Here is a 17,685-nt window from a genome sequence, read left to right on the forward strand (position 1 = left end):
GTCCCCGGCCCGGGTGGGGACGCGGGCACAATGAGGGGAAGTCGGCGTGTCGGTAGCCGGGGGCCCTCCAAGCTGAGCGAGGAAAGATGACCGCGAAACAGTCGGTGACGGCGGACGTGTCCGCTTCCGAGCATGACGCGCTCCTCGGTGAGCTGTCGGAGGCGCTGCGGCGGGTCGGCCGGGGTGACTTCAAGGTACGGCTGCCCCGGCGCGCGGGTGCCGCCGGTGAGGTGGCGGACGCCTTCAACGAGGTGGTGTCGCTCCAGGAGCGGCAGCACCTGGACCTGCGTCGGATCAGCCGGGTGGTGGGCCGGGACGGCCGGCTGACCGAGCGTCTCGACGAGGAGGGCCTGGACGGCTCCTGGGCGGAGGGCCAGCGGGCGGTCAACTCGCTGATCGACGACCTGGGCCGGCCGACCACCGAGATCGCCCGGGTGATCATGGCGGTGGCCGACGGTGACCTCTCCCAGCACATGGCGCTGGAGATCGACGACCGTCCGCTGCGCGGTGAGTACCTGCGGATCGGCCGGACGGTCAACACGATGGTGGGGCAGCTGTCGTCGTTCTCCAACGAGGTGACCCGGGTGGCCCGTGAGGTGGGCACCGAGGGCAAGCTGGGTGGTCAGGCGGACGTGCGGGGTGTCGCCGGCACCTGGAAGGACCTCACCGACTCGGTGAACACCATGGCGTCGAACCTGACCGGCCAGGTGCGGTCGATCTCGCAGGTGGCGACGGCGGTGGCCCGGGGCGACCTGTCGCAGAAGATCACCGTCGGCGCGCGCGGCGAGGTCGCCGAGTTGGCGGACACGATGAACTCGCTCACCGACACGCTGCGGCTCTTCGCCGAGCAGGTGACCCGGGTGGCCCGTGAGGTGGGCACCGAGGGCAAGCTCGGTGGGCAGGCCGAGGTGCCGAACGTCGCGGGCACCTGGAAGGACCTCACCGACAGCGTCAACTCGATGGCGTCCAACCTGACCTCGCAGGTGCGCAACATCGCGCAGGTCTCCACGGCGGTGGCCCGGGGCGACCTGAGCCAGAAGATCACCGTGGCGGCCCAGGGTGAGATCCTGGAGCTGAAGGACACCGTGAACACGATGGTGGATCAGCTGTCGTCGTTCGCCGACGAGGTGACCCGGGTGGCCCGTGAGGTGGGCATCGAGGGCAAGCTCGGCGGTCAGGCCCAGGTACGCGGGGTCTCCGGCACCTGGCGGGACCTGACGGAGAACGTCAACCAGCTCGCCGGCAACCTGACCAGTCAGGTCCGCAACATCTCCCAGGTCTCCACGGCGGTGGCGAGGGGCGACCTGTCGCAGAAGATCACGGTCGACGCGCAGGGCGAGATCCTGGAGCTGAAGAACACCGTGAACACGATGGTGGATCAGCTGTCGTCGTTCGCCGACGAGGTGACCCGGGTGGCCCGTGAGGTGGGCACCGAGGGCAAGCTGGGCGGCCAGGCGCAGGTGAAGGGGGTCTCCGGCACCTGGCGGGATCTGACCGACAACGTGAACTCGATGGCGTCCAACCTCACCAGCCAGGTCCGCAACATCGCCTCGGTGACCACGGCGGTCGCGAAGGGCGACCTGAGTCAGAAGATCACCGTCGACGCCCGGGGCGAGATCCTGGAGCTGAAGTCCACGGTCAACACGATGGTCGACCAGTTGAGTTCGTTCGCCGACGAGGTGACCCGGGTGGCCCGTGAGGTCGGCACCGAGGGCAAGCTCGGCGGCCAGGCCCAGGTACGCGGGGTCGCCGGCACCTGGCGGGACCTGACCGACAACGTCAACTCGATGGCGTCCAACCTGACCTCCCAGGTGCGCAACATCGCGCAGGTCTCGACGGCGGTCGCCAAGGGTGACCTGTCCCAGAAGATCACGGTCGACGCGCAGGGCGAGATCCTGGAGCTGAAGAACACGGTCAACACGATGGTCGACCAGCTCTCGTCGTTCGCCGACGAGGTGACCCGGGTGGCCCGTGAGGTCGGTACCGAGGGCAAGCTGGGCGGCCAGGCCCAGGTCAAGGGCGTGAGTGGCACCTGGCGGGACCTGACCGACAACGTGAACTCGATGGCGTCCAACCTCACCAGCCAGGTCCGCAACATCGCCTCGGTGACCACGGCGGTGGCCAAGGGCGACCTCGGTCAGAAGATCACGGTGGACGCGCAGGGCGAGATCCTGGAGCTGAAGAACACCGTGAACACGATGGTGGATCAGCTCTCGTCGTTCGCCGACGAGGTGACCCGGGTGGGCCGTGAGGTCGGCATCGAGGGCAAGCTCGGCGGTCAGGCGCAGGTGAAGGGGGTCTCCGGCACCTGGCGGGATCTCACCGAGAACGTCAATCAGCTCGCCTCCACCCTGACCACCCAGTTGCGGGCGATCTCCCAGGTCTCCACCTCGGTGACCCGGGGTGACCTCACCCAGCGGATCGCGGTCAAGGCGCAGGGCGAGGTCGCCGAGCTGAAGGACAACATCAACCAGATGATCGTCACCCTCCGGGAGACGACCAAGAAGAACGCCGAGCAGGGTTGGTTGGACTCCAACCTGGCCCGCATCGGTGGCCTGCTCCAGGGCCAGCGGGACCTGGGCGAGGTCTGCCGCATGATCATGATGGAGGTGACCCCGCTGGTCGACGCGCAGCTCGGCGCGTTCTTCCTGGCGGACACCTCCGAGGGGGTGATGCGGCTGCGGCTGACCGCCTCGTACGGCTATGTGGCCCGGGGGCACGACGTCACGTTCGGGCCCGGTGAGGGGCTGGTCGGGCAGGCGGCGCTGTCCCGCCGGACGATCCGGCTCAACGCGCTGCCCGACGGGCGGATCACCCTGCGGTCGGGGCTGGCCGAGACGCTCCCGTCCGACCTGGTGGTGCTGCCGATCCTGTTCGAGGGCGAACTGCTCGGGGTGATCGAGTTCGCCAGTGTGGCCCGCTTCTCGGAGCTGCACCTGGCGTTCCTGGAGCGGCTGGTGCTCACCATCGGCGTCGCGGTCAACACCATCCAGGCCAACCGGCGTACGGAGGAGTTGCTGGCCCAGTCGCAGCGGCTGGCGCTGGAGTTGCAGGACCAGTCGGCGGAGTTGCAACGCACCAACGCCGAGCTGGAGGACAAGGCGAAGCTGCTGAGCGAGCAGAAGGGCAACATCGAGACCAAGAACCGGGAGATCGAGCTGGCCCGCCTCGGCCTGGAGGAGAAGGCGCAGCAGCTCACCCGGGCGTCGGCGTACAAGTCGGAGTTCCTGGCCAACATGAGCCACGAGCTGCGTACCCCGCTGAACTCGTTGTTGTTGCTGGCCCGGTTGCTGGTGGAGAACTCGGAGCGCAACCTCACCCCGAAGCAGATCGAGTTCGCCCGGACGATCCACGGCTCCGGCTCGGACCTGCTGCGCCTGATCGACGACATCCTGGACCTGTCCAAGATCGAGGCCGGCCGGATGGACGTCGAGCCGACGGAGATCCGGTTCGCCGAGATCCGCAGCTACGTGGAGCAGGCGTTCGCCCCGCAGGCCGAGGAGAAGAACCTGGACTTCCAGGTACGGGTGGCCAAGGAACTGCCCCCGGCGCTGGTGACCGACGCCCAGCGGTTGCAGCAGATCCTGCGCAACATGCTCTCCAACGCGGTGAAGTTCACCGACAACGGCGCGGTCACCCTGCGGATCGCCCCGGCGGCGGAGAACGTGGTGTTCGACGTGCCGGCGTTGACCAACGCCCGCCAGGTGATCGCCTTCACCGTGATCGACACCGGCATCGGCATCTCCGACGACAAGCTGAGCATCATCTTCGAGGCGTTCCAGCAGGCCGACGGCACCACCAGCCGGCGTTACGGCGGCACCGGGCTGGGCCTGTCGATCAGTCGGGACCTGGCGCGGTTGATCGGCGGCACGATCACCGTGACCTCCGCACCGGGGCAGGGTTCGACGTTCACCCTCTTCGTACCCGATGTGCTGGCGCCGGACGCGGTGGTGGCGCCGCAGTCGCCGTCGCCGCAGCGCGCGGGCCTGCCGGCGTCGTTGCTGATGCCGCCGATGGAGTTGCTGGCCGCGCCGGAGGCCCCGGCCACCCGGCAGTTGGACGGCGCCACCGTGCTGATCGTCGACGACGACGTACGCAACGTGTTCGCGTTGACCAGCGCGTTGGAACTGCACGGGATGACCGTGCTCTACTCGGACAACGGCGCGGACGGTGTCCGCGTGCTGGCCGAGCATCCGGAGGTGGACATCGTGCTGATGGACGCCATGATGCCCGACCAGGACGGTTACGAGACGACCCGGCAGATCCGCCGTAACCACCGCTTCGCGGACCTGCCGATCGTCTTCCTCACCGCGAAGGCGATGCCCGGCGACCGGGAGTCGGCGCTGGCGGCCGGGGGCAGCGACTACATCACCAAGCCGGTGGACCTGGACGGGCTGATCGAGCGGATGGCGTCCTGGATCAGCGGCAGTCGAGACAAGGAGAATTCGTGACCCAGACTGCCAAGGCGCTGCTGGTCGACGACCGTCGGGAGAACCTGATGGCCCTGGAGGCGATCCTCCAGGGACTCCCGGTGCAGTCGGTTGCCGTGGAGAGCGGTGAGGCGGCGCTGAAGCAACTGCTGGTGGACGACTTCGCGGTCATCCTGCTGGACGCCCAGATGCCGGACATGGACGGCTTCGAGACGGCCAGTCACATCAAGCGCCGGGAGCGGACCCGGCACGTGCCGATCATCTTCCTCACCGCCGCCGACAAGGACGCCCAGTTGGCGCTGCGCGGCTATGCGGTCGGGGCGGTGGACTACCTGACCAAGCCGTTCGACCCGTGGGTGCTGCGGGCGAAGGTGTCGGTGTTCGTGGAGCTGTGGGTGAAGACCCGGCAGTTGGCGGCACAGTCCGACGTGGTGCGCGAGCGCGACGCCCAGTGGCGGGTGCTCACCGACGCGGTGGACGAGGCGACGACCCTGCTGCGGGTCGAGGACGACCCGGAGGCCCGACAGCGCGCCCTGGACATCCTGGAACAGGCCCGCTGGGGCAACACCGCCTGACCGACGGGCCGCCACGGGCGCGATTGGTCGCCCCGCTCAGTCGTGGTCGGCCAGCTCAGTCGTGGTCGACCCGCTCCACGAGGGTCGCTCGCCTACAACGACGGTCGGCCGTGGTCGGCGTCAGCGGCGGTCGGCCTCATCCGGGGGCGGGCCGGCGTGGCCGGTGGCGGCGCGGCGGACCCGCCAGCGTTCGCCGAGCGAGTCGATCTCCTCCTGGACGAAGAGGAAGAAGTCCCGCATCTCGGCCACCCGCTCGCCGCCCGGGGTGCCCGTACCGCCCAGCGCGTCGATGCCCGCGTCGGCGATGTCGATGAAGTTCTTGTAGAGGCCGGTCTTGGTGATGGTCCCCTCGTACCAGGGGTTGTCCGGCAGCCGGTAGTGGTCCCGGCGGGAGCGGGGGACCGGCTCCCGCACCAGCATCCCGAACTGGGTCAGGTAGCGCACCGCGCCCGAGACGGCCGCCGCGCTGACGCCCAGCAACTCGCCGATCTGGGCGGCGGTCATCGGCCCGTCGGCGCTCATCACGGCGAACAGCACCCGGGCGGCCATCCGGGGGAAGCCGACGTCCGCGAAGGCCATCGCCATCCGTTCGACGAAGAGGTGGACCTCGTCGTCATGGCCGGACTGGCGGTCGTCAGGCATCGGCTCGGTGCTCCTCGGGGTGTCGGTTACGCAGGCGATGGTGCCGCACCGGACACATGCTTCACAACTTTGTGAAACGAGCGTAGCTTCTGAATTATGGAAACCCCGATAGCGGTGACCGGACTGGTCAAGACCTTCGGCCACACCCGGGCCCTGGACGGGCTCGACCTGACCGTCCGGGCCGGCGAGGTGCACGGCTTCCTCGGGCCGAACGGCGCCGGCAAGTCGACCACCATCCGGGTGCTGCTCGGGCTGCTGCGGGCGGACGCGGGGGCCGTCCGACTGCTCGACGGCGACCCGTGGCGCGACGCCGTCACGCTGCACCGCCGCCTGGCGTACGTGCCGGGTGACGTCACCCTGTGGCCCCAGCTCTCCGGCGGGGAGGTGATCGACCTGCTCGGGCGGATGCGCGGCGGGCTCGACCCGCGACGCCGGGCCGAGCTGCTGGAGTCGTTCGAGCTGGACCCCCGCAAGAAGGGGCGCACCTACTCCAAGGGCAACCGGCAGAAGGTCGGCCTGGTCGCCGCGCTCGCCTCCGACGTCGAACTGCTCATCCTCGACGAGCCCACCTCCGGGCTGGACCCGCTGATGGAGGAGGTGTTCCAGCACTGGATCGACCGGGCCCGGCGCGACGGCCGCACCGTGCTGCTGTCCAGCCACATCCTCGCCGAGGTGGAGGCGCTCTGCGACCGGGTGACGATCATCCGCAACGGTCGCCACGTCGAGACCGGCACCCTGACCGAGCTGCGCCACCTGCACCGCACCGCGATCGACGCCGAGCTGGCCGGCCCGGTGGACGGCCTGGACACCCTGCCCGGCGTGCACGACCTGCGGGTGGACGGCGACCGGGTCCGCTTCGACGTCGACACCGCCGCGCTCGACGCCGCGCTGCGCCGGCTCACCGAGATCGGCGTCCGCAGCCTGGTCAGCCAGCCACCGACCCTGGAGGAACTCTTCCTGCGCCACTACGAAACGCCCCCCGCCGCGCCCCCCGCGTCGACCGGTGAAGGCCCGCACGCCGACGGCCCGCACGCCGACGGCCCGCACGCCGACGGGTCGACCGGCGAGCGGCCGGGTAGCGCAGCGCCGGGCAACGACCGGCCCACCGGGGTACGGCGATGAGCACCCTCACCGGCACCGGTCACCTGGCCCGGCTGATCCTGCGCCGGGACCGGATCGTCCTCCCGCTCTGGGTGCTGCTGCTGACCGTCCTGCCGGTGTCGTACGCGGGCAGCTTCCTCGCGCTGTTCCCGACCGCCGCGGAGCGGACCGCGTACGCCACCGGCACCGCCCGCAACCCGTCGGTGGTGGCCCTGCTCGGCCCGGTCTACGGCGACAGCGTCGGCGCGCTGACCGCCCAGCGGGGTGGCTTCCTCCAGGTGATCGTCGGGCTGGCCGCCCTGCTCACCGTCGTCCGGCACACCCGCGCCGAGGAGGAGGCCGGTCGGCGGGAGCTGCTCGGCGCGACGGTCCTCGGCCGGTACGCCGGGCTCACCGCCGCGCTGCTGGTGACGTACGCGGCCAGTCTGCTGCTCGGCCTGCTCACCGCCGCCGGGCTGGCCGCCACCGGGCTGCCGGCGGCCGGCTCACTGGCGTACGGGCTGTCGGCGGCGCTGGTGGGGGTGGTCTTCGCCACGGTGGGCGGGTTGGCCGCCCAGCTCACCGCGACCGCCGGTGGGGCGCGCGGGATCGCCGTCGGGGCGCTCGGGGTGGCGTTCGCGCTCCGACTGGTCGGCGACACCTCCGACCACGGGTGGCCGAGTTGGCTCTCCCCGCTGGGCTGGGCCCCGCGCATCCGCGCCTACGCGGGGGAGCGCTGGTGGGTGCTGGCCCTGCCGGTCGCGCTGACCGTGCTGCTGGCCGTGGTGACGTACCCGGTGTCGGTGCGGCGGGATCTCGGTGCCGGCGTGCTGCCGTCGCGGCCGGGCCCGACGCGGGCCGGGCGGATGTTGTCCGGTCCGTTCGGGTTGGCCTGGCGGCTGCACCGGGGGCAGTTGCTGGGCTGGTCGGTGGGCTTCGGTCTGCTCGGGTTGGTTCTCGGTGGCGCCGCCGAGGCGGCCGGCCGGTCGGTCGCCGGCAACGCCGCGTTGGCGCAGGTGATGGCCCGGTTGGGCGGCGCGTCCGGGCTGGCCGAGGCGTACCTGGGGGCGTCGTTGGGGGTGGCCGGGCTGGCCGCCGCCGGATACGGCATCCAGGCGGCGTTGCGGATGCGGTCGGAGGAGGCCGCCGGGCGGGTCGAGCCGCTGCTGGCCACCGGGGTGCACCGGTCGGCCTGGCTCGCCTCGCACCTGGTGTTCGCCCTGCTGGGGCCGGTGGTGGTGCTGGCGTTGACCGGCCTGACGACCGGCCTGACCTACGGGCTGAGCGTGGGTGACGTGCCGGGTCAGCTACCCCGGATGCTCGGTGCCGGCCTGGCGCAGGTGCCGGCGGCCTGGGTGCTGGCCGGCCTGGCGGTGCTGCTGTACGGGCTGCTGCCCCGGTTCACCGCGACGGCCTGGGCGGTGCTCGCGGTGGTGGTGCTGCTCGGTCAGCTCGGCGCGGTGCTGGAGCTGAGCCAGTGGCTGCTGGACCTGTCGCCGTTCACCCACACCCCGCAGGTGTTGCGCGCAGGCTGGAGCGCCACCCCGCTGCTGACCCTGACCGCGCTGGCCGGGGTGCTCTGCGCGGCCGGCTTCGCGTCCTTCCGCCGCCGCGACACCCCGGTCGGCTGACCGCAGGACATCCCCGGCCGCGCCACGACGCATCGGCCGGTGGCCCACGTCGGGGCGGGCCCGACCGGTCAGCCGGAGGGGGTCGTCTCGTTGCGGATCATCAGGGCGGAGCGCAGGCCGGTGATGTCGAGGACGCGGAGCAGGAAGTCGCCCACGTTGCTCAGGATCAACAGGCACTGGGAGTGGCTGGCCTTGCGACTGAGCACCACCAGGGTGCCCAGCCCCTGCGAGTCGCAGAAGGTCACCCCGGCCAGGTCGAGCACGATGCGCGGCGGAGGATCGGCGAGCACCTCGTTGACGACGGTCGACAGTTGGGCGGCGGTGAGCATGTCGATCTCACCGGCCAGGCGCAACACCACTTCGTCGCCCGTCCGGTGTACCGTGATGGACAGTTCGGCACGATCCACCGGGTCAGCCTATCGCGATCCCGGCGACCCGGCCCGATGAGGCGATCCGCCGTGCCGCCCGGGGTGCCGACGAGTGGTCGTCCGGCTCCGCCGAGCGGGGTGAGCCGGGTAACCCGGCCCCGGGGTGCCTGCGGATTCACCACCGGGCGCTGACACAATGGGCCGCATCGTGACCGATACCTTTTCCGCCGGCGCCGGCCGCTACCCGGCCGACGCACCGGCCTCCGAGGCCCTGTTCGACCGCGCCCGGGCCATCGTGCCCGGCGGGGTGAACTCCCCTGTGCGCGCGTTCCGTGCCGTCGGTGGCACCCCGCGCTTCATGGTCCGGGGGGAGGGTCCCTGGATGTACGACGCCGACGGGCGACGCTACGTCGACCTGGTCTGTTCCTGGGGGCCGCTGATCCTGGGTCACGCCCACCCCGCGGTGGTCGAGGCGGTCCGGGAGGCCGCCACCCTGGGCACCAGCTTCGGCACCCCCACCCCGGGTGAGGTCGAGTTGGCCGCCGAGATCGTCGACCGCACCCCGGTCGAGCAGGTCCGGTTGGTCAACTCGGGCACCGAGGCGACCATGTCGGCGATCCGGTTGGCCCGGGGCTTCACCGGCCGGTCCAAAATCATCAAGTTCGCCGGTTGCTACCACGGGCACTCCGACGGGCTGCTCGCCGCCGCCGGCTCCGGCGTGGCCACCCTCGGCCTGCCCGACTCGCCCGGGGTCACCGGCGCGGCGGCCGGCGACACCATCGTGCTGCCCTACAACGACGTGCGCGCCGTCGAGGCGGCCTTCGCCGCGCAGGGGCCGGACATCGCGGCGGTGATCACCGAGGCCGCCGCCGGCAACATGGGCGTGGTCGCCCCCCGCGACGGCTTCAACTCCCAGCTCGCGGCCATCGCCCACGCGCACGGCGCGCTGCTCATCGTCGACGAGGTGATGACCGGGTTCCGGGTCTCCCGGGCCGGCTGGCACGGCCTCGACCCGTCGGATGCCGACCTGTGGACGTACGGCAAGGTGATGGGGGGCGGGCTGCCCGCCGCGGCCTTCGGCGGGCGCACGGAGATCATGTCCCGACTCGCCCCGGCCGGCCCGGTCTACCAGGCCGGCACCCTCTCCGGTAACCCGCTGGCCTGCGCCGCCGGCCTGGCCACCCTGCGGCTGGCCGACGACGCGCTCTACCGCAAGCTCGACGACACGGCCGCCGTCGTGGGCAGGCTGGCCGCCGACGCGCTGGCCGCCGCCGGGGTCCCGCACCGCCTGTCGTACGCGGGCAGCATGTTCTCGATCTTCTTCACCGACGCCGACGTGGTCGACTACGACAGCGCCCGCACCCAGCAGGTGCCCGCTTTCAAGGCGTTCTTCCACGCGATGCTCGCCGCCGGCGTCTACCTGCCGCCGAGCGCGTTCGAGTCGTGGTTCGTGTCGGCGGCGCTCGACGACGCCGCCCTGGAGCACATCGCCGCCGCCCTGCCCGGCGCGGCGACAGCAGCGGCAGCGGCAGGCCACGGGGGGTAAACCAATGAGCAAGACCGTCGTCCACGTGCTGCGGCACGGTGAGGTGTACAACCCGGACCAGATCCTCTACGGCCGGCTGCCCGGCTTCCGGCTGTCCGAGCTGGGCGTGCAGATGGCCAAGGCCGCCGCCCAGGCGGTCGCCGAGCGCGAGGTCGTGCACGTGGTGGCCAGCCCGCTGGAACGCGCCCAGCAGACCGCCGAACCGATCGCCGGCCAGTTCGGGCTCCCGGTCGGGGTGGACGAGCGGCTGATCGAGAGCGCCAACTGGTTCGAGGGCAAGAAGGTCTCGCCCGGCGACGGCTCGTTCCGCGACCCGCGTAACTGGTGGGTGCTGCGCGACCCGGTGACCCCGAGCTGGGGTGAGGCCTACCGGGCCATCGCCGAGCGGATGTTCGCCGGCCTGCACGCCGCCCGGGTGGCGGCCGAGGGGCGCGAGGCGGTCATCGTCTCCCACCAGCTCCCCATCTGGACGCTGCGCCGCTACGTCGAGCGCAAGCGGCTCTGGCACGACCCGCGCCGCCGGCAGTGCGGGCTGGCCAGCCTCACCTCCTTCCACTTCGACGGGGCCAAGGTGGTCGGGATCGGCTACTCCGAGCCGGCCGCCCACCTGATCGCGATGTCCGCGACAGCCCGGACGGCCAAGGGGGCCTGAGATGCGTCTCCGGAGGCCGTTGGCCGTCCTGCTCGCCGCCGTCACCGCCGGGGCGGCGCTGGTCGGCTGCACCTCCGGCACCGACGAGAGCCGGTGCGCCAACAACGGCGGCATCGTCGAGTGCGCCCCCGACCAACGCTCCACCGCCCCGAAGATCGCCGGTGACCTGCTCACCGGCGGCGGGTACGACACCGCGCAGGCCCGGGGCCAGGTGGTGGTGCTCAACTTCTGGGGTTCCTGGTGCGCGCCCTGCCGCGCCGAGGCCGACGACCTGGAGGCCACCTACCAGGCCACCAAGGGCTCCGGGGTGACCTTCCTCGGCATCAACGTGCAGGACAGCCGGGACAAGGCGATCGCCTTCGAGGAGGGCCGGGTCACCTACCCGAGCCTGTTCGACCCGGCCAGCCGGCTGGCGCTGGCGCTGGACATCCCGCCGAACACCATCCCGGCCACCGTCGTGCTCGACCGGCAGGGCCGGATCGCCACCGTGATCCGGGCCGCCGTCACCACCGACGGCCTGCGGCCGATCGTCGAGCGGATCGCCGCCGAAGAGCCGGCGTCCACCGGTTCCCGCTGATGGGCGAGACGTTCCGCGAACTCGCCCAGTCCGGCCCGTTGCTGCTGGCCATCGGCGCGGCGGCGCTCGCCGGGCTGGTCAGCTTCCTGTCCCCGTGCGTGCTGCCGCTGATGCCCGGCTACCTGTCGTACGTGACCGGGCTGGCCGGCACCGACCTGGAGGGCCGCGCCCGGCCGACCCCGACCGGCGGCGGCCCCGTCCCGGCCGGCGAGCCGGACCCGGCCGACGGCGACCCGGCGTCCGGTGGCGGCCCGGACGGCGGGGTGGCGGTCGCGACCCGGGCGGCGACCCGGCCGGCGGCGGCGGTCAAGGGGCGGGTGCTGGCCGGGACGTTGCTGTTCATCGCCGGCTTCACCGTCGTCTTCACCGCCACCGCGATCCTCTTCGCCGGGTTCGGCCGGATCTTCTTCGACTACGAGCGCACCTTCCAGGTCGTCATCGGCGCGCTGATCGTCCTGCTCGGCCTGAGCTACCTGGGCGTGCTCCCCGGCATGCAGCGGGAACTGCGCATCCAACGGCTGCCCGCCGCCGGGCTGCTCGGTGCGCCGGTGCTCGGCGCGGTGTTCGCGCTGAGCTGGATGCCGTGCACCGGCCCGACGCTGGGCGCGGTGCTCGGGATGGCCGCCACCGGTGGGCAGACCGACCGGGCGGTGGTGCTGGCGGTGGCGTACTGCCTCGGGTTGGGGTTGCCGTTCGTGGTCTTCGGGTTGGGCTTCCACCGGCTGCTCGGGGTGTTCCGCGCGGTCCGGCGCAACAGCCGGTGGGTCACCCGGATCGGCGGGGTGCTGCTGATCCTGATCGGCCTGGCGCTGGTCACCGGCGGCTGGCAGAACTTCGTGATCTGGTTGCAGACGACCGTGGGACCCGGCGAGGTGAGCATCTGATGACGACCGTCGAGGACCGGCCGGCCAGCCCACCCGCCGAGGCCCCCCGCCGGCCGAACCCGCTGCTCGCCCTGCTGCGCAACTCCTGGCGGCAGCTCACCAGCATGCGTACCGCGTTGATCCTGTTGTTCCTGCTCGCGGTCGCGGCGATTCCCGGCTCGGTGCTGCCGCAGCGGGGGGTCAACCCGGAGAACGTCGACAGGTACTTCGTCGAGCACCCCGAGTTGGCCCCGCAACTCGACCGGATCGGCGCGTTCGAGGTGTTCGGCTCGGTCTGGTTCTCCGCCATCTACCTGCTGCTGTTCACCTCGCTGGTGGGGTGCATCCTGCCCCGGATGCGCGACCACCTGCGGGCGCTGCGGGCCCGGCCGCCGGCCGCCCCGAAACGGTTGGACCGGCTGCCGCAGCACACCGTGCTGGAGGCCCCGGCCGCCGCCGACCCGGCGGCCATCGCCGCGGTGCTGCGCCGCCGCCGGTGGCGGGTGCAGGTGCGCGGTAACGAGGTCTCCGCCGAGAAGGGCTACCTCAAGGAGACCGGCAACCTGCTGTTCCACACCTCGCTGGTCGCCGTGCTGATCGGCGTCGCGCTCGGCTCGTGGTACGGCTGGCATGGCAACAAGCTGCTGGTGGCCGGCGCGGAGAATGCGTTCTGCAACACCCGCCAGCAGTACGCCGAGGCGAAGCTCGGCCCGCGCGTGGACAGCGCCGACCTGCCGCCGTTCTGCCTGACCCTGGACGGGTTCGACGCCCGGTTCCTGCCGTCCGGGCAGCCGGCGAGCTACCGCGCCACGGTGACCGTGGACCGGCCGGACGGCTCGGACCGGCGCACCGCCGACTTCGCGGTCAACTCGCCGCTGCGGCTCGGCTCCGCCAACGTCTACCTGCTGGGCCACGGCTACGCCCCGATCCTGAAGTACACCGACCGGTACGGCCGCAGCCAGACCAGCACGGTGCCGTTCCTGACCAGCGGCGACGCCAACCTCACCAGCGAGGGGGTGGCCGCCTTCCCGGACGCCAACGTCGACCCGGCCACCGGCCGCCGGGACGCGAACCAGCAGGTCGCCTTCGAAGGGCTCTATCTGCCGACCGCCCCGGACACCGCGCCGTTCGTGTCGTCGCGGTTCCCCGAGGAGCGCAACCCGGCGGTGGTGCTGGCCGCCTACCGGGGCAACCTGGGGCTGGACGCCGGCATCCCCGGCTCGGTCTACCAACTCGACCAGCGTCAGGTGATCAGCGGCAAGCTCACGCAGGTGGGCGACAAGAAGCTCGCCCCGGGCGAGACGTGGACCCTGGACGACGGCAGCAAGCTGGAATTCCTCGGCACCAAGCGCTACATCACCCTCTCCGTCCGGCACGACCCGGGCGAGAAGCTGATGCTCGGGGCCTGCGTGGTGCTGCTGGTCGGGCTGATGGGCTCGCTGTTCGGCCGGCGGCGTCGGGTCTGGTTCCGGGTGACGCCCCCCGACAGTGGATCTCCGACGGGCGGTAGTAGTTTGGTGTCGGCCGGTGGGCTGCCGCGCACCGACCATCCGGGGTTCGCCGACGAGTTCGCGCGGCTCGTCGCTGCGGTACGCGACGACGGGCGGCCCGACCGGCGGGCGCGAGAGGGAGTCGAGTGATGTCCGCAGTCTCCGACCAGTTGGTGACGTTCGCGATCCTGGTGTACCTGATCGCGATGATCAGCCACGCCGTCGAGTACGCCCTGGGCAACGTCCGCGCGGTGTCGGCCCGGGTCGCACCGGCCCGGGAACTGGTCGGCGCGGGTGTCGGTGGCGCAGGCGTCGACAAGGTCGACGGCCCGGTGGCCGACGTCCCCGCGAGCACGCCGCCGCCGACCCGCCGGAGCCGTTCGGCCGGGCGGGCCAGGCTGGCCGGGCGGATCGCCGCCGGGCTCACCGTGCTCGCCGCCGCGCTGCACCTCGGCGCGCTGGTCACCCGGGGGATCGCCGCCGACCGGATGCCCTGGGGCAACATGTACGAGTTCGTGCTGACGGTCACCTGGATCGGGACCGCCGCCTGGCTCGTGGTGCTCTGGAAGCGGCCGGCGCTGCGTCGGCTCGGGCTGTTCCTCACCCTGGTCATGGTGCTGCTGCTGGCCTTCGCCGAGCTGAAGCTCTATGTCCCGGTGGTGCCGCTGATGCCGGCGCTCCAGTCGTACTGGTTCATCATCCACGTGTCGACGATCGTCTTCTCCTCCGGCATCTTCCTGCTGGGCGTGGTGCCGGCGGTGTCGTTCCTGCTGCGCAACGGCTACGAGCAGGGGCGGCGCAGCTTCCCCTACACGCTGGCCCGGCGGCTGCCCGGGGCGGCCGACCTGGAGCGGCTGACCTTCGCCCTGCACGCCTTCGCGTTCCCGATCTTCACGTTCGCGGTGATCGCGGGCGCGATCTGGGCCGAGGCGGCCTGGGGTCGGGCCTGGGGCTGGGACCCGAAGGAGACCTGGGCGTTCATCTCCTGGGTGGTCTACGCCGGTTACCTGCACGCCCGGGCCACGCCCAGCGTCAAGCGCAACGTGGCGACCTGGATCGCGGTGCTCGGCTTCCTGACCGTGCTGATGAACCTGTTCGGGGTGAACTTCTTCTTCACCGGCCTGCACTCGTACGCCGGGGTGGAGTGAGCCGGCCGGTGAGCACCCGGTCGACACCGAGGGTCACCTGGTAGGCGACCTCCGGCACGTCGGCCAGGTCGAGGCGCTCGGCCCGCAGGGCGAGCTGGGCGTGCAGCTCCCGGGCCACCGCGTCGCGGATCTCCCGCAGCAGCGGGGAGAGGCCGTCAGGATCGCCCACCGTGTACGCGTCGTCCATGCGTCCCATCCTCCGCCGGAGGACCAGGTGTGTCGATGCCCCTTGCCCTGCAGAACGTCTCCCCCTCCCGAAGCCGGTCAGCGGCACCGACCGCCAGCGGTAGTTGGTGGTCGTGCTGCCTTCCCATGGGCCGGCACCTTGACGCCCCATAGGGCTGATGACATCATCGCCGAACGATGTTTGCGTAAACATTTAGGGCTTGAATCGGACATCAGCTTCGACTGCGGCGTCCGGAGGGGGTCGCGCTCCTTGTCGATGTTTACGTAAACATCGACAAGGGTGGCGTGGTCGGCGTTGACGGCCGGCGGGGGAGACGCCTTGACCCCTGGCCAACCCGTCCGCGAGGAGAGACTCTCCATGAGAAAGTGGGACAAGCGCATCGCCTGGGTGCTCGTACCCCCTTGATGGCGATGACAAGCTGGAGGTGCCGTCGATGTCTTCGACGGCACACGAGGGTTCGGCCCGTCGGTGATAGTCACGCCGACCGGACACTGCAGTCGTCCGTACCGCATCTCGTATGCGAGGTCGACCCCACTGCCGAGCGGCAAGATCGTAGCCACCCTACGAGGACGACGACCAGCCGCTGGACACCAACTCGCCCGGCTGACAGTTCCCTGAACTCCGCCGTACCGCCACCAGGTCACTCCCGACGCGGCGGACCCGGACGAGACCTCGTTCCCCCGCTATTGGAGCCGCACATGTTCCCGAAGCAGACAGGCGTCAGATCCGGCGCCGCCCCGCTGTCCCGTCCCTTCCCCCTCCTTGTCCTGCTCCTGCTGCTCGCCCTGGTCGCGGCGGTCGGCACGGTCCTCCTCCCCACAGTGAGCGAGGCCATCACCCGCTCCTCGCAGACCATGTACACCCCGCCGTCCGGCACCCCCGCCCCCGGCACGCTCTACCCCAGGGGGATACGGCTGGAGCACAGCGGGTCGTCCAACGGCACCATGCTCGCCACCTTCGAGCAGTACACCACCGGCAAGCCCGTCTTCCCGATCTACCGCAGCACCGACACCGGCAACTCCTGGACCAAGATCTCGGAAGTCGCCGACACGCAGAACGGCTGGGGCATGCGCTGGCAGCCACAGCTGTTCGAACTGCCCACCGCGATCGGCAACTTCCCCGCCGGGACCATCCTGGCCGCCGGCGACTCCGTCCCCAGTAACCGCTCCGGGTTCAAGATCGACATGTACGCCAGCACCAACCAAGGGCAGACCTGGACCTTCGTCAAGACCATCGCCAACGGCGGAGGCAGACCGGTCTGGGAACCTTTCTTCCTGGTCAACGGCAACAAACTCATCGTCTACTACTCCGACGAGCGAGACAGCAGCCACAGCCAGAAGCTGGTGCACCAGGTCAGCACGGACGGCGTCAACTGGGGCCCCGTCGTCGACGACGTGGCGACCTCCACCCAGAGCGACCGGCCCGGCATGTCGACAGTGGCGAAGCTGCCGAACGGCAACTACGTGATGACGTACGAGTACGGGGGCTCGCCGGCGGGAAACCTCGCGGTCTATTACAAGATCTCCGCCAACCCCGAGGCGTTCGGCTCGGTCACCGGCCAGGTCCTGAGGTCGACCGACGGCCACACCGCCCTCTGGAACCCGTACATCACCTGGCTTCCCACCGGTGGCTCCAACGGCACCCTCGTCGTCAGTGCGCAAAGCACCACCGACGTGTTCGTCAACACCCAGGGCGGTGCCGCGAACGCCTGGACCCGGGTCGATTCCAAGGTCGCCGGCGGGTACAGCCGCGGCATGGTTCCGCTGGCCGACGGCCACAGCCTGGTGGTGCTCAGCGGCGGCTACAACGGCAGCACCGTCAACTCCGTCACGTACAGCACCATCGACCTGGGCGGCGTCGTGCCGACGACACCGGTCCCGTCCACGGGGACGACGACGGCGAGGCTGATCGGCGCTCAGTCGGGTCGTTGCCTCGACGTGCCGAACAGCAACCCCGCAAACGGGACCAGGCCGGCGCTGTGGGACTGCCACACCGGGGCCAACCAGCAGTGGACGTACAACGCCTCCACCCGCCAGTTGCAGTCGCTCGGCAAGTGCCTGGGCGTCTCCGGTCAGAGCACGACGCCGGGCGCCACGGCGGTCCTCGGGGACTGCGGCAGCGGTGCCCACCAGCAGTGGACGCTCACCAACAACACCGTGGTGGGAGTCCAGTCCGGGCTGTGCCTGGACGTCGCCAACAACGCGACCGCGAACGGATCAGCGGTGAACATGTGGACCTGCAACGGAGGCGCCAACCAGCGGTGGACCCGCGGCTGACACCAGCCTGACGTGGGAGGGATCCGGAACGCCTGTTCCGGATCCCTCCAACGTCTCTACACGGGTCGTCTTCACGACGGCGACGCCCCTGGGCGTCAGACCGTTCGGGCCACGGGTCCTGGCATCCTCGCCGGTGTTCACGATCGGGTCGCCGTCGATGCTGGTGATGTCCACGGGTTCATCCGTGCGGTTGATGAGAAACCAGAAGTCCGCGTCCTCG

General features: G+C 71.1%; 15 protein-coding genes. 11 read left to right on the forward strand and 4 right to left on the reverse strand.

From position 1 onward, the window contains the following. Positions 1 to 86: 86 nt before the first annotated feature. Complete coding sequence (locus ACQP1S_RS01840; RefSeq protein ID WP_432902340.1) at positions 87 to 4,451, forward strand: HAMP domain-containing protein; 4,365 nt, start codon at positions 87 to 89, stop codon at positions 4,449 to 4,451. Further along, complete coding sequence (locus tag ACQP1S_RS01845; protein WP_432902342.1) at positions 4,448 to 5,005, forward strand: response regulator; 558 nt, start codon at positions 4,448 to 4,450, stop codon at positions 5,003 to 5,005. Before ACQP1S_RS01840 ends, ACQP1S_RS01845 begins: the two co-directional genes overlap by 4 nt. A 120-nt stretch (positions 5,006 to 5,125) precedes the next feature. On the opposite strand, the gene ACQP1S_RS01850 is transcribed toward ACQP1S_RS01845, so the two are convergent. Beyond that, positions 5,126 to 5,647: a GbsR/MarR family transcriptional regulator gene (locus tag ACQP1S_RS01850; RefSeq protein ID WP_432902344.1), complete on the reverse strand. Its 522-nt coding sequence runs from the start codon at positions 5,645 to 5,647 to the stop codon at positions 5,126 to 5,128. A gap of 96 nt (positions 5,648 to 5,743) precedes the next feature. On the opposite strand from ACQP1S_RS01850, the gene ACQP1S_RS01855 reads away from it, so the two are divergent. Both ACQP1S_RS01855 and ACQP1S_RS01860 read left to right on the forward strand, forming a co-directional pair. Continuing rightward, positions 5,744 to 6,769, forward strand: a complete 1,026-nt coding sequence (locus tag ACQP1S_RS01855; RefSeq protein ID WP_432902346.1) for an ABC transporter ATP-binding protein — start codon at positions 5,744 to 5,746, stop codon at positions 6,767 to 6,769. Continuing rightward, positions 6,766 to 8,358, forward strand: coding sequence for an ABC transporter permease (locus ACQP1S_RS01860; RefSeq protein WP_432902348.1), 1,593 nt, complete (start codon positions 6,766 to 6,768; stop codon positions 8,356 to 8,358). The genes ACQP1S_RS01855 and ACQP1S_RS01860 overlap by 4 nt, the downstream gene beginning before the upstream one ends. 68 nt (positions 8,359 to 8,426) lie before the next feature. Here the strand turns inward: ACQP1S_RS01860 and ACQP1S_RS01865 are convergent, their stop codons facing one another. Then, a complete protein-coding gene (locus ACQP1S_RS01865) occupies positions 8,427 to 8,765 on the reverse strand; it encodes an STAS domain-containing protein (protein WP_091244213.1) in 339 nt (112 codons plus the stop codon). A gap of 169 nt (positions 8,766 to 8,934) precedes the next feature. On the opposite strand from ACQP1S_RS01865, the gene hemL reads away from it, so the two are divergent. The 6 genes from hemL to ccsB are packed head-to-tail and all read left to right on the forward strand — an operon-like array spanning position 8,935 to position 15,002. Then, on the forward strand, positions 8,935 to 10,272 hold the full coding sequence (hemL, locus tag ACQP1S_RS01870; RefSeq protein ID WP_432902350.1) for a glutamate-1-semialdehyde 2,1-aminomutase: 1,338 nt from the start codon (positions 8,935 to 8,937) through the stop codon (positions 10,270 to 10,272). 4 nt (positions 10,273 to 10,276) lie between these two features. After that, positions 10,277 to 10,924, forward strand: a complete 648-nt coding sequence (locus tag ACQP1S_RS01875) for a histidine phosphatase family protein (protein WP_091244220.1) — start codon at positions 10,277 to 10,279, stop codon at positions 10,922 to 10,924. A gap of 1 nt (position 10,925) precedes the next feature. After that, positions 10,926 to 11,501 (forward strand): TlpA family protein disulfide reductase, encoded by a 576-nt coding sequence (locus ACQP1S_RS01880; RefSeq protein WP_432902353.1) that lies wholly within the window; start codon positions 10,926 to 10,928, stop codon positions 11,499 to 11,501. After that, positions 11,501 to 12,385, forward strand: a complete 885-nt coding sequence (locus ACQP1S_RS01885) for a cytochrome c biogenesis CcdA family protein (RefSeq protein ID WP_432902355.1) — start codon at positions 11,501 to 11,503, stop codon at positions 12,383 to 12,385. Before ACQP1S_RS01880 ends, ACQP1S_RS01885 begins: the two co-directional genes overlap by 1 nt. Beyond that, the gene (gene resB, locus ACQP1S_RS01890; protein WP_432902357.1) at positions 12,385 to 14,004 is read left to right on the forward strand and encodes a cytochrome c biogenesis protein ResB; all 1,620 of its coding nucleotides are present in this window, start codon (positions 12,385 to 12,387) and stop codon (positions 14,002 to 14,004) included. Before ACQP1S_RS01885 ends, resB begins: the two co-directional genes overlap by 1 nt. Continuing rightward, positions 14,004 to 15,002 (forward strand): c-type cytochrome biogenesis protein CcsB, encoded by a 999-nt coding sequence (gene ccsB / locus ACQP1S_RS01895; protein WP_432902359.1) that lies wholly within the window; start codon positions 14,004 to 14,006, stop codon positions 15,000 to 15,002. The genes resB and ccsB overlap by 1 nt, the downstream gene beginning before the upstream one ends. On the opposite strand, the gene ACQP1S_RS01900 is transcribed toward ccsB, so the two are convergent. Continuing rightward, positions 14,968 to 15,189 carry a hypothetical protein gene (locus ACQP1S_RS01900; RefSeq protein WP_432902361.1) on the reverse strand — a complete coding sequence of 74 codons (222 nt, stop codon included), beginning with the start codon at positions 15,187 to 15,189 and terminating at the stop codon, positions 14,968 to 14,970. The two genes, ccsB and ACQP1S_RS01900, sit on opposite strands and share 35 nt — an antisense overlap. A 698-nt stretch (positions 15,190 to 15,887) precedes the next feature. On the opposite strand from ACQP1S_RS01900, the gene ACQP1S_RS01905 reads away from it, so the two are divergent. Further along, a complete protein-coding gene (locus tag ACQP1S_RS01905; RefSeq protein ID WP_432902363.1) occupies positions 15,888 to 17,465 on the forward strand; it encodes a ricin-type beta-trefoil lectin domain protein in 1,578 nt (525 codons plus the stop codon). Here ACQP1S_RS01905 and ACQP1S_RS01910 read toward each other — a convergent pair. After that, the gene (locus ACQP1S_RS01910; RefSeq protein ID WP_432907714.1) at positions 17,406 to 17,660 is read right to left on the reverse strand and encodes a hypothetical protein; all 255 of its coding nucleotides are present in this window, start codon (positions 17,658 to 17,660) and stop codon (positions 17,406 to 17,408) included. The genes ACQP1S_RS01905 and ACQP1S_RS01910 overlap by 60 nt on opposite strands. Positions 17,661 to 17,685: the final 25 nt, after the last annotated feature.

It is taken from the genome of Micromonospora matsumotoense (assembly GCF_050951065.1).
GTDB lineage: Bacteria > Actinomycetota > Actinomycetes > Mycobacteriales > Micromonosporaceae > Micromonospora > Micromonospora matsumotoensis.

What these genes read in the sequence shown, in the direction of transcription:
- ACQP1S_RS01840 (WP_432902340.1), top strand. Translation starts at nt 87, where the DNA reads ATGACCGCGAAACAGTCGGTGACGGCGGACGTGTCCGCTTCCGAGCAT.
- ACQP1S_RS01850 (WP_432902344.1), bottom strand. Translation starts at nt 5,647, where the DNA reads ATGCCTGACGACCGCCAGTCCGGCCATGACGACGAGGTCCACCTCTTC.
- ACQP1S_RS01855 (WP_432902346.1), top strand. Translation starts at nt 5,744, where the DNA reads ATGGAAACCCCGATAGCGGTGACCGGACTGGTCAAGACCTTCGGCCAC.
- ACQP1S_RS01860 (WP_432902348.1), top strand. Translation starts at nt 6,766, where the DNA reads ATGAGCACCCTCACCGGCACCGGTCACCTGGCCCGGCTGATCCTGCGC.
- ACQP1S_RS01875 (WP_091244220.1), top strand. Translation starts at nt 10,277, where the DNA reads ATGAGCAAGACCGTCGTCCACGTGCTGCGGCACGGTGAGGTGTACAAC.
- ACQP1S_RS01880 (WP_432902353.1), top strand. Translation starts at nt 10,926, where the DNA reads ATGCGTCTCCGGAGGCCGTTGGCCGTCCTGCTCGCCGCCGTCACCGCC.
- ACQP1S_RS01885 (WP_432902355.1), top strand. Translation starts at nt 11,501, where the DNA reads ATGGGCGAGACGTTCCGCGAACTCGCCCAGTCCGGCCCGTTGCTGCTG.
- resB (WP_432902357.1), top strand. Translation starts at nt 12,385, where the DNA reads ATGACGACCGTCGAGGACCGGCCGGCCAGCCCACCCGCCGAGGCCCCC.
- ccsB (WP_432902359.1), top strand. Translation starts at nt 14,004, where the DNA reads ATGTCCGCAGTCTCCGACCAGTTGGTGACGTTCGCGATCCTGGTGTAC.
- ACQP1S_RS01900 (WP_432902361.1), bottom strand. Translation starts at nt 15,189, where the DNA reads ATGGACGACGCGTACACGGTGGGCGATCCTGACGGCCTCTCCCCGCTG.
- ACQP1S_RS01905 (WP_432902363.1), top strand. Translation starts at nt 15,888, where the DNA reads ATGTTCCCGAAGCAGACAGGCGTCAGATCCGGCGCCGCCCCGCTGTCC.